Below are 11,214 nucleotides of genomic sequence, written 5' to 3'. Positions count from 1 at the left end.
CTGCGTCCGCGTCCGAGGGACCCGGCCCCGTCGTCCCGCGCGTCTTGTCCATGACCCCACGCTAGGGGACCGGGCCCGCGCCCGCCGTCCCGCCGGGGCGCGGGGAAGCGCCGGAAGAAGGAGTGACAACCGGCCGAGTTTTTCGCCTGCGGTGAACCGCCGGACGCGCGGGGCAGCGGGCGCGGATTCCGTTTGCGCTGGCGGACGCCCGTAGACGCCCGCGGCCCCCGGGTCCGGGTCCCTCGGACGCGGACGCAGATGCCGTTGGCAGGTACCGGGGGCCTCCTGCGCCCGGCCCCGGCGCGCACTACTGTGAAGGTCCGGCTGCAGGGGAGTGTGGTTGGGACGTGGACAGTTCGTGGAAGATCCTCGTGGTGGACGACCGTGAGGACAACCTCTTCGCCATGGAGAGTGTGCTGCGTCCCGTGGGTCGCCCGATAGTGTGCGCCCGCAGCGGGGACGAGGCGCTGAAGACCGTGCTGCGCGGTGGGATAGCGGTGATCCTGCTCGATGTGCTGATGCCGCGGATGGACGGCCTCGAAGTGGTCGAGTACCTCAAACGCCTGGACCACACCCGGAGCCTGCCGGTCATCCTGGTCACCGGCATCGGCCGGGACGACGATCTCGCGGCCCGCGCCTACCACCTGGGCGTCGCGGACTTCCTGGTGAAGCCGGTGGAGCCGTGGGCGGTGCGCTCCAAGGTCCGTGTCCTGGCCGATCTGTATGTGGAGAACCAGCTGCTGCGGCGCCGCCTCGACTCGCTGGGCGCTGCGGCGCCGTCCCTGCCGACCGTCCCGCCGCAGGCGCACCGTCCGCCGTGGCGGGCGGTGCGGGTGAGGGGCGATGGGATCAAGGGGGTGACGGACGACAGACGTTGATGTCTGCCGTCCGGTCGGCCCACGCGCCCGACGGCTCTCAGCCGGACGTCTGTTGGAGCCGGTGCAGCGAAGCCACCAGCCGGTCCACCTCCTCCGACGTGTTGTAGAGCGCCAGCGAGGCCCGGGCCGCCGACTCCAGCCCGTAGTGGGCCAGCGCCGGCTGGGCGCAGTGGTGGCCCGCGCGGATCGCGATGCCGTCGCGGTCCAGCCAGTCGGCGACGGCCGCCGGGTCATGGCCCGCCAGCGTGAACGTCAGCACCGCGATCCGCTCGGGCGCGGCGCCCACCAACTCCAGACCGGGCACGGTGGCCATGGCCTGCCGCGCGTAGGCCATCAGCCCCTCCTCGTACGCCGTGACGGCGTCGCGGTCGAAGGAGCCGAGCCAGTCCAGCGCGGCCAGCAGCCCGATCACACCGCCGATGTTCCCGGTGCCGGCCTCCATGCGGTGCGGGACGGGGGCGAAGGTGGTGAGGCCGAAGTCCACCGAGTCGATCATGTTGCCGCCGCCCTGCCAGGGCCGCATGTCCGCCAGGACCTCCGGCTTGGCGTAGAGGGCGCCGATACCGGTCGGGGCGAACAGCTTGTGACCGGAGAACGCGTAGAAGTCCGCGTCCAGTTCCGTCACGTCGACGGGGAAGTGGGCCACCGCCTGCGCCCCGTCCACCAGCACCTTCGCCCCGTACCGATGGGCGAGCGCGGTCATCTCCCGCACCGGCGGGACGGTGCCCAGGACGTTGGAGGCATGGCTGAGCGCGACCAGCCGGGTCCGCGAGGAGAGCAGGTCCTCGTACGCGAACCGGTCGATCTCCCCCTCGGGCGTCAGCGGGACCGGCACCACCCGGGCCCGGGTCCGCCCGGCCACCATCTGCCAGGGGACGATGTTGGAGTGGTGCTCCAGGACCGGTACGAGGATGTCGTCCCCGGGCCCGAGGTTGTCCTGCCCCCAGCTCTGGGCGACCAGGTTGACCGCCTCCGTGGTGCCGCGGACGAACACGATGCTCGCGGGGTCCGGCGCCCCCAGGAACCGGGCGACCGCCGCCCGCCCCGCCTCGTACGCCTCGGTGGCCTCGCGGGCCATGGTGTGGGCGCCGCGGTGGATGTTGGAGTTGGCGGTGCCGTAGTACGCGGCGAGCGCCTCGATGACCTGGCGGGGCTTCTGGGTCGTCGCCCCGTTGTCCAGCCACACCAGCGGGTGGCCGTTGACCGTGCGGTGCAGGACGGGGAAGTCCTGGCGGGCGGTCTCGGCGGAGTAGGCGCCCCGCGGCCGGGGCACGGCGGCCGGCTGCCGGGACATCGCGGGCAGGACCGGCGCCTCCGGCAGCTGCCGGGTGAGGTCAGGAATAGTCATGGTAGTTGGACACCTCGACGTTCTGGAGGACGGCGACGGCGTCCTCCACCAGCACGGCCGTGTTGAAGTAGGCGGTCATCAGATACGAGGTGATGCCCTTCTGGTCGGTGCCCATGTTCCGCATCCCCAGGCCCGGTTCGATCTCGTCCTGGACATGGGAGGGGCGCAGGCCGACCACGCCCTGCTCCGCCTCGCCCATCCGCATCAGCAGGATCTCGGTCGTCCCGGAGCCCAGCCCGCCGTGGAAGCGGACCTTGTCGGAGGGCAGCAGCGGCACCCCGCGCCAGGTGAGCAGCGGGCTGCCGAACCGGGTGTCGGTGACCGGCGGCACGCCCCGCCGGGTGCACTCACGGCCGAACGCGGCGATCGCCCGTGGATGCGCGAGGAAGTACCCCGGCTGCTTCCACACCTTGGCGAGCAGCTCGTCGAGGTCGTCCGGAGTGGGCGAGCCGGTGCGGGACTGGACGCGCTGGCCCGCCGGGACGTTGTGGAACAGACCGAACTCCGGGTGGTTCAGCAATGCCGCCTCCTGCCGCTCGCGCAGCGCCTGGACGGTGAGGTTGGACTGCGCCCGGGTCTGGTCGATGGGCCCGTTGTAGAGGTCCGCGACCCGGGTGTGGACGCGCAGCACGGTCTGCGCGAGCGTCATGTGGTACTCGCGCGGCGCGTCCTCGTAGTCGACGAACGTACCCGGCAGATCCGGCTCGCCCACATGGCCGGAGGACAGGTCCACCGGCACCTCGGCGCCCGGCACCAGGTGGTTCCCGGCGGAGTAGTCGTCCATCGCGGCGCGGACGCCCGCGTCCCGGTCGGTCAGGGCCGCGAGCGCGCCGCGCTCGGCGACCAGGGCCACGCCCGGGGTGAGCGCCTGCACGCGGTACGGCATCGGCTCGGACCTGGTCCAGCTGCCGAGGTCGAAGAACTGCCCGTCGCCGATGACCTCCAGGAGCGCCTCCTCGCCGTACCGGCCGGTCATACGTTTCTCGGCACGGCCGCGCACGATCACCCACAGCCGGTCGGCGGGGTCGCCGCTCTGCACCAGGACCTGCCCGGTCTCGAAGGTGACCTCGGTGAACGCGCCGGCCAGCTCGGTCAGGAGCGCCTCGTCGGCGTCGCGTAAGTACGGCATCTCGCGCAGGTCGCCGGGGACGACCCGGTGGGCGCCGTCGTCGTCGGCGTAGGTGGTGATCCGGTCGTCGCCCAGCACGAAGGTGCGGCGGCGGTTGACGCGGTAGACGCCGGACTCGACGTCCACCCAGGGCAGCGCGCGCAGAAGATAGCGCGGGGTGATGCCGCGCATCTGCGGCGCGGTCTTGGTGGCGGTGGCGAGTTGCCGTGCCGCGTCGGGACTGAGGGCCATCCGGTCGTTCACCACGGGATACCTCCTGGAGGAGCAGGTGGTGCGGCGGCCGGGAGGGCCGCCGCACAGGAACGAGGACCGATCGTCCGCTCGCCGCGGGCAGGCCGACAAGGCGCCATTCGACGGCGCGCGGAGCCCTGCGGCCGGAATCCGTTCCCTCGGTCAACGAATCCCGGAAGGGGAAGGACGGGTTCTCCCCGGTGTCCTCCTGGTGGTTCCGGTAGGAGCGGGAACGGAACGCCTTTTCCGGATTCGTTGAAATATAGTCAACTCCCCCGGAAAAGGCGGGATATGACCCGATCGCGACTCTTTGAGCTCCTGAAAGCCCCCCTTATGCCGACTGGATGGGACAGGGGCGCCGACGTGAACCGGACAGGTGAGAGGAGTGATGTGGGGGACCGCTGCTCGGCCGTGGGACGGGAGCGGTACTGTGCGCGCACCGCCAATGGGGCGGTACGGAACAGTGGAGGATTCTGTGACCGTGATCAGAGGAACGGCGCGTCGTCGTGGAGCGCTGATAGGGGCAGCCGCCGCGGGGCTCCTCGGCGTCGGCCTCAGCGCGCTGCCCGCACAGGCGCACACCCCCGTCTGGAAGGTGACCTGCTCGGCCGTGACGGTCGACCTCACCAGCTACTCGCGCCAGGCCACCAACACCGTGACCATCAAGACGGCGGACGGCAAGGACCTGCTCCCGACCGAGCAGTTCAAGGGCGAGTTCCACAAGGACCTCAAGCTCCCCGCCCACGACAAGGAGCTCACGCTCCGGCTCATCGTGAAGGCGGGCGACGGCGACCAGTACTCGCGCGACGAGACCAAGACGTCTCCCGTCTGCGACACGGTGCCCCCGACCAAACCCACCCCGTCGGGCAAGCCGTCCAAGCCGTCGAAGCCGACCCCGACCCCGTCGGCCAAGCCCAGCAAGCCGGCCCCGGCGCCCAGCACGTCCGCGCCGGCGGCCCCCGCGCCCCAGCCGAGCCCCAACCTCGCGGAGACCGGCTCGTCGAGCTCCACCCCGCTCGTCGCCGGTATGGGCGGCGCCGTGCTCATCGCGGGCGGCGGCATCGTCTGGGCCGCGCGCCGTCGGCGCCCGGCCCGGCACTGACCCGCTCACCCCGTGGCGACTGCGCCGGTGACCCCTCGTGGGACCACCGGCGCAGTCGCGCGTCACGCCGCGGCGCCGGGCGGCCTCAGGGGTACGAGACCACCGTCGACGGCGTCGTCGAGGTGCCCGAGGTCGGCGCCCCGGTGCCGTTGACGACGTGCGCGTACTGCCCCTGCCCGCCGAGGGAGACCACCAGCAGGTCGTGCAGGCGCACACCCGGCCGGTCCGGCACCTCGAAGCCGTGGTCCTGGACGATCGTCGGATCCACGTTGTAGTAGCAGTAGCTGCCCAGTCCCCAGCCCTCGTGGGTGGTGACCGAATCGGCCACCTTGTACGCGGCGAACCCGCGCACCCCGCCGTTCTGCACGGCGGCCTGGTTGGGCGCGTCGTACGACTTCTCGTTCTGGAAGAAGATCGTCCGGCCGCGCTCGCCGTTCCACCGCACGTCGTACTTGTTGAAGTGCTCGACGAACAGACCGGTGGCCAGGACGTCGTCACCGTTCACCGTCAGCCCGTAGTCGGCCCGGTTGGTGTCCCAGCCGACGCCGGTTCCGTGGTCGGCGCGCCACAGCCAGGTGTGGTCCACGATGGTGTCGTCGCTGTTGATCTCCATGCTGGAGGCCGCCCGGCCCGCGCCCGCCCCGCCGATCCGTACGAACACGTCCTGCACGGTCGTCGGGTCCGCCGCGTGGTCGGCGCCCGCCCCGGGCAGCCCGACCTGGAGCAGCACGGGCGATTCGACCGGACCCGCGTCGATCAGGAGTCCCGCCAGCCGCACCCCGTCGACATCGGCGGTCCGCAGCGCGGTGACACCGTTGTCCGGCACGATCGTGGCGAGTCCCAGCCCGAGGACGACCGTGTCGGGCCGGGTGACCTCGATCGGCCGGTCCACATGGTAGATCCCGGGCGTGAAGAGCAGGTTGAGGCCCTGGGCGAGCGCCTGGTTGATGGTCGCCGCGCTCGCGCCCGGCTTCACCACGTAGAACCGGTCGAGCGGGAGCGAGGTGCCCGGAGTGCCGCCCGACGCCCACGACACGTCCCGCGCGTTGGTGCGCTTGGCCGGGACGAACACCTTGTAGTCGTTGCCGTCGAGGTAGAGGAACGGCTTCTCGCGGGAGACCGGAGTGGTGTCGAGCGTGGTGTACGGAGGGTTGGGGAAGCTCTGCGCGGGCGCGCCCCGGACCCCGGAGAAGGTCATGTTCCACACGCCGTTGGTCCAGCCGCCCACCGAGCTGTCACGGGTGTACCACTGCTGCTGCGAGTACGGTCCGACGGTGCCGTCGATCCTGCTGTCCGCGATGTAGCCGCCACTGGCCCAGCCGTAGCCGTTGGGCGCCAGGTTGAGCCCGCCCTTGACGTGCATCCGCCGGAAGGGCGCCGCCTGGGCGACCGCCCAGCGGTCGGTGCCGCTGACGGGGTTGAGCGCCAGGTTCTCGGCGGACCGCCAGAAGTTCTGGGTGGCGTTGCCGTTGAACCAGCCCGCGTCCACCGTCACATCGCCGTTGATGGTCGTGTCGTCGGGGTTGAGGCCGAGACCCGCTATCGAGGTGTAGAAGCCGAGGTTGGCGTTGAGGCCGTTGTACGTTCCGGGCTTGAACAGAAGGGCGTAGCGGCCGGTACCGAACTGCGCCGACTCCTGCTGCCGGAAGACCTGGTCGAGCCTGCCCTGGATGTCGGGGGTCGACGGGTCGAAGACCAGCACGTTGGGCCCCAGGTCACCGCCGCCGGGCAGGGTGCCCCCGCCGCTGCCGAACACCTGGAACTCCCAGAGGGAGTACCCGTATCCGGTGGCGCGGGCCGTCCCGTGGATCCGTACGTAGCGGGCGGTGCCCGAGACGGGCAGGGTCTCGGTGCCGCCGGGACCGTTGGCCGTGGAGTACGCCGTGGTCCAGGCGGTGCCGTCGGTGGAGAGCTCGACGCGGTACGCCTTGGCGTATGCCGCCTCCCACTTCAGGACCACCTTGCCGAGCGCGGCCGGGGCGCCCAGGTCGACCTGGATCCACTGCGGATCGGAGAACGCGCTCGACCAGCGCGTTCCCACGTCGCCGTCGACGGCTGCGGCGGCCGGGGTGGAGCCGTTCTCCTGGCTGGAGGCGGTGACGGGCCGGCCCTGGGAGAGCGGCGGCGGGTCGGCGTGGGCGGCGGGCGCGGGGACGAACAGGAGCAGCGCGGCCACCAAAGCGGCGGCCACGGCGGCGGCGAGCCGGCGGGGGTGTGCGACGGGTCCTGGGGACACCGGCGAACCGGTGGGAGGAGCGTGCATCGAGCCTCGATCCTGGGTCGTGGGGGCGAGCGGGGGGATACGGGAGAGCGCTCTCCGGCTGCACCCAGATGGTTCTCCGGCGATGCGAACACGTCAAGAGTTGTACGCGGAACGGTTGTTGGGGCCGTCCTGCTCTTCATCGGTCGGCGCGCCCGGGGGTCCGTCCGTGGAGCCGGGCGCCTCGGCCGGGGGAGCGCTCTCCCCGTACAGTGCCGCCATGAGCGGAGATCTGCGGGAGCACACCGGGGCGCCCACTCTGGAGGACGTGGCGCGGGTCGCCGGGGTGTCCCGGGCGACGGTGTCCCGTGTCGTCAACGGCGTCCGCAATGTCGACCCCGCCATCCAGGAAGCCGTGCGCAGCGCCGTCGAGGCCACCGGGTACGCGCCCAACCGCGCCGCCCGCACGCTCGTGACCCGGCGGGCCGGGACGATCGCCCTGGTGGTGTCCGGTGTGGACGGCGGCCCCGCCGAGGACGACGGGCCGGACGCCTTCGCCGCCCGCGTCTTCGCCGACCCGTTCTTCGGCCGGGTGGTGGCCGGGGTCGTCACCTTCCTGCGGCCCCGCGGCACGCAGCCGGTGCTGATGTTCGCCGAGACCCCCGCCGACCGGGAGCAGGTCCTCGGGTATCTGCGCCAGGGCAGCGCCGACGGCGCCCTGATCGTGTCGGCGCACGGTGAGGACCCGCTGCCCGCGCTGGTCGCCGCCGCCGGGCTGCCCGCGGTGCTCTTCGCCCGCCCGGCGCGGCCGGTGCCGCTCACCCACGTCGACCTCGACCACGTGGCAGGGGGGCGGCTCGCGGCCGGGCATCTGCTCGCCCGGGGCTGCCGGCGGCCCGCCACGATCACGGGACCGCTGGACGTGCCGGCGGGCCAGGACCGGCTGACCGGGTTCCGGGAGGTGATGGCGCTGCGGGGCCGGCCGTACGTACCGATCGTCGAGGGGCGGTTCACCCAGCGCAGCGGCGAGGAGGCGATGGCTCGGCTGCTGGCCGAACACCCGGACGTGGACGGGGTGTTCGTGGGCAACGACGTGATGGCGCGGGGCGCCTGCCAGGTGCTGGGGGAGCACGGCAGGAGGATTCCCGGCGACGTGGCCGTGGTGGGCTTCGACGACAGCGCGGCGGCGACCTCCGGGCGCCTCGGCCTCACCACCGTGCGCCAGCCGGTGGAGGACATGGCGGCGGAGATGGCGAGGCTGCTTCAGGAGCACATCGAGGCGCCCGGGCGCCCGGTGACGTCGGTCGTCTTCGCACCGGAGCTGGTGGTGCGGGAGTCTGCCTGAGCGGCCCCGGGTGCGCGGGAGTCTGCCTGAGCGGCCTCGCGGTGCGGGTCAGCGTGCGGCGCGCTCCTCGACCGAGGCCCGCCAGCCGGGCTGTTCGGCGACGGGTGGCACCTCCCCGCCCGGCGCGCGGTGGCCGCCGCGCGCGAAGAAGTCGGCCAGGGGCAGGGTCGCGGCCCCCACGGTGACCGCGTCGGGGCCGAGCCGCCCGAGCTCGATGGTGACGCGCTCGGCGGGGTGGCGCAGGGCGTAGGCGGTGGCGTGCGCGCGCACCGACTCCAGGATGTACGGGCCGAGCTGGAGGCCCGCCCAGCCGCCGACGAGGATGCGCTCGGGGTTGTAGAGGTTGATGAGGTCGGAGAGTCCGGCGCCGAGGTACTCGGCGGTCTCGTCGAGCACGGCCCGCGCCACCGGGTCGGGGGAGCGGCGGGCGCCGTCCCTCGCGTCCCCACCGGGCCGGCTGTCCGCCCCGGCGCCGCCCTCCCGGCGGGCGTCGGCGTCCGGATAGGCCGCCGTCACCAGCGCCGACACCGCCGCCTCCTCCGCGATGCCGTCCGGCAGGACCGCGCCCGCCTCGCGCCAGCGGGCGACCAGCGCCTCCGCGCCCGCGTACGCCTCCAGACACCCCGGCGCCCCGCACCGGCAGCGCCGCCCGCGCACATGGACCGTGGTGTGGCCCCACTCGGCGGCGCTGCTGTGCGCGCCCCCGTAGATCTGCCCATCGGAGACGATGCACGCGCCGACGCCCGAGCCGAACAGCACGATCACCGCGTCCTGGGCGCCGCGTCCGCCGCCGAACCACATCTCCGCCTGGCCCAGCGTCTTGGCGCCGTTCTCCACGAAGAGGCGGAAGCCGGGCGGGAGTTCGTCCGCGAGCGCGGTGCGCAGCAGGGCCTCCAGGGGGACCGCGTCCCAGCCGACGGTCTGCCCGTGCACCACCGCGCCCTCGGTGCCGCTGCGGTCGACGATGCCCGGGACCCCGACGCCGATGCCGAGCAGCCGCTCGGGCGCGAGGGCGGCGTCGCGCAGGACGGTGGCCACGCCGTCGCGGATGAGCCCGACGATGTGGTCCACGTCGTAGCCGCCCGGCGCCAGGGTGAGCTCCGCCCGGGCCAGTTCGCTCATCACCAGGTCGAAGAGCTCGACGCGGACGCGGGTCTCGCCCACGTCCACCCCGATGAGGTGGCCGCTGTCGGGGGTGACGCGGAGCAGGGTGCGCGGCCGGCCGCCGTCCGAGTCGACGACGCCCGCGTCCTCCAGAAGCCCTTCGGCGGCGAGCTCGGTGACCACGTTGCTGATGGATCCTGAACTCAACCCGGTGGCGGGGCCGAGCGCCTGACGGCTGGTGGGGCCGTCGAAATACAACCGTTGCAATACCGCGGTCCGGTTGTCGCGCCGCAGGTCACGAACGGTTCGTCTGTTCGGCATGGCCATATGGCTCCCTCCCTGCGTGCAACATACCGTCGCGCGGGGCCTTGACGCGACCTTCTCTCGGGTCTTAACTCACGTCCTAAATTAAGGCGTGAATCCGTTCAGGACCTGAACCCGGCACCTCTGGAACCCCGGAAAGGGGCGATCCCGTCATGCGCAGACTCCGAGCCGCGGCTGCCTTCGCGACCGTCACCGCTCTCGCCGCCACCGCGAGTGCCTGCGGAGGCGGTTCCGCCACGGGAGGAGGCGGCAACGACTCCCCGAAGTCCCTGACGTACTGGGCGTCCAACCAGGGGCCGAACATCGAGGCGGACAAGAAGATCCTGAACGCCGAGCTGAAGAAGTTCGAGCAGCAGAGCGGGATCAAGGTCAAGCTGGAGGTCGTCCCCTGGTCCGACCTGCTCAACCGCATCCTCGCCGCCACCACCTCCGGCCAGGGACCCGACGTGCTCAACATCGGCAACACCTGGTCCGCCTCGCTCCAGGCCACCGGCGCGCTCCTGCGGTGGGACCGGGCGGCGTTCGACGCCATCGGCGGCCGGGCCCGGTTCGCGGACTCCGCGGTCGCCGCGGCCGGGGCCCCGGGCAAGGACCCGGCGGCCGTCCCCCTGTACTCGCTGTCGTACGCGCTCTACTACAACAAGAAGATGTTCGCCGACGCGGGGATAGCCAAGCCGCCCGCGACCTGGGACGAGCTCGTCGCGGACGGCAAGCGGCTCTCCAAGGGCGGCACATGGGGGCTGGGCGCCGAGGGCGCCAACCTCGCCAACAACATCCACCAGGTGTTCGTGCTGGGCAAGCAGCACGGCGCCGACTTCTTCGACGCGGCCGGCAAGCCCACCTTCACCTCGGACGGCGCGGTCGCCGCGGTCAAGCAGTACGTCGACTTCATGGCCAAGGACAGGATCGTCGCGCCGGGCAACGCCGAGTACGCCCAGAACCAGTCGCTGCGCGACTTCTCCACCGGCAGGACCGCCATGGTGCTGTGGCAGGCCGCCGCCTCCACCTTCGCCGCCCAGGGCATGAAGCCCGAGGAGTGGGGCGTGGCGCCGGTGCCCGTCCCGGCCGGGACCCCGGACACCGCCAGGAACGTCAACTCGATGGTCGCGGGCATCAACATCTCCGTCTTCAAGAACACCCGCAACCGCGACGGGGCCCTGAAGTTCGTGAAGTTCATGACCAGCGACGAGGAACAGAAGATCCTCAACAAGACCTACGGTTCGATCCCGCCGGTCAAGGCCGCCCAGCAGGACCCCGCCTTCGGCGCCCCCGACAACTCCGTCCTCAAGGACACCCTGCTCAAGAGCGCCGCCCCGCTGCCGCAGGTCCCCGAGGAGTCCCAGTTCGAGACGGCCGTGGGCACCGCCGTCAAGGGCCTGTGGGCCGACGCGGCGGCCGGCCGGGCCGTCACCACCGAGTCCGTGAGGGCGGCCCTGGCCAAGGCCCAGCAGCAGATGCCGAAGTGAGCGCCCCCGTGACCCCGTCGACCCCCGCGCCCCCGGCCGCCGACCCGCGGACGCGGCCGGGGGCGCGGGGGTCGACGGGGTCACGGG

At 72.5% G+C, this 11,214-nt stretch carries 8 protein-coding genes; 4 read left to right on the top strand and 4 right to left on the bottom strand.

Annotation, left to right across the window (positions count from 1 at the left end; genetic code table 11):
* The first annotated feature begins 347 nt into the window (after window positions 1–347).
* A complete protein-coding gene (locus tag ACJA3G_RS18605) occupies window positions 348–878 on the top strand; it encodes a two-component system response regulator (RefSeq protein ID WP_406554130.1) in 531 nt (176 codons plus the stop codon).
* A 37-nt stretch (window positions 879–915) separates the two neighbouring features.
* Here the strand turns inward: ACJA3G_RS18605 and ACJA3G_RS18600 are convergent, their stop codons facing one another.
* A complete protein-coding gene (locus ACJA3G_RS18600) occupies window positions 916–2,226 on the bottom strand; it encodes a SufS family cysteine desulfurase (RefSeq protein WP_406554129.1) in 1,311 nt (436 codons plus the stop codon).
* Window positions 2,213–3,598: a family 2B encapsulin nanocompartment shell protein gene (locus tag ACJA3G_RS18595; protein WP_406554131.1), complete on the bottom strand. Its 1,386-nt coding sequence runs from the start codon at window positions 3,596–3,598 to the stop codon at window positions 2,213–2,215. Before ACJA3G_RS18595 ends, ACJA3G_RS18600 begins: the two co-directional genes overlap by 14 nt.
* 463 nt (window positions 3,599–4,061) lie before the next feature.
* Here ACJA3G_RS18595 and ACJA3G_RS18590 point away from each other — a divergent pair, with 463 nt between their 5' ends.
* Complete coding sequence (locus ACJA3G_RS18590; protein WP_406554128.1) at window positions 4,062–4,688, top strand: LAETG motif-containing sortase-dependent surface protein; 627 nt, start codon at window positions 4,062–4,064, stop codon at window positions 4,686–4,688.
* A gap of 85 nt (window positions 4,689–4,773) precedes the next feature.
* Here the strand turns inward: ACJA3G_RS18590 and ACJA3G_RS18585 are convergent, their stop codons facing one another.
* Window positions 4,774–6,951 carry a discoidin domain-containing protein gene (locus ACJA3G_RS18585; RefSeq protein ID WP_406554127.1) on the bottom strand — a complete coding sequence of 726 codons (2,178 nt, stop codon included), beginning with the start codon at window positions 6,949–6,951 and terminating at the stop codon, window positions 4,774–4,776.
* Between the two features lie 217 nt (window positions 6,952–7,168).
* Between ACJA3G_RS18585 and ACJA3G_RS18580 the strand changes: the two genes are divergently transcribed.
* Window positions 7,169–8,233, top strand: coding sequence for a LacI family DNA-binding transcriptional regulator (locus ACJA3G_RS18580; protein ID WP_406554126.1), 1,065 nt, complete (start codon window positions 7,169–7,171; stop codon window positions 8,231–8,233).
* A gap of 48 nt (window positions 8,234–8,281) precedes the next feature.
* Here the strand turns inward: ACJA3G_RS18580 and ACJA3G_RS18575 are convergent, their stop codons facing one another.
* Window positions 8,282–9,664, bottom strand: coding sequence for an ROK family protein (locus tag ACJA3G_RS18575; protein ID WP_406554125.1), 1,383 nt, complete (start codon window positions 9,662–9,664; stop codon window positions 8,282–8,284).
* Window positions 9,665–9,813: 149 nt separating this feature from the next.
* Between ACJA3G_RS18575 and ACJA3G_RS18570 the strand changes: the two genes are divergently transcribed.
* Window positions 9,814–11,127 carry an ABC transporter substrate-binding protein gene (locus tag ACJA3G_RS18570; RefSeq protein WP_406554124.1) on the top strand — a complete coding sequence of 438 codons (1,314 nt, stop codon included), beginning with the start codon at window positions 9,814–9,816 and terminating at the stop codon, window positions 11,125–11,127.
* Window positions 11,128–11,214: the final 87 nt, after the last annotated feature.

It is taken from the genome of Streptomyces sp. YS-3 (genome assembly GCF_045257485.1).
Classification (GTDB): Bacteria; Actinomycetota; Actinomycetes; order Streptomycetales; family Streptomycetaceae; genus Streptomyces.
This window is presented reverse-complemented; position numbering and strand designations above follow the sequence as displayed.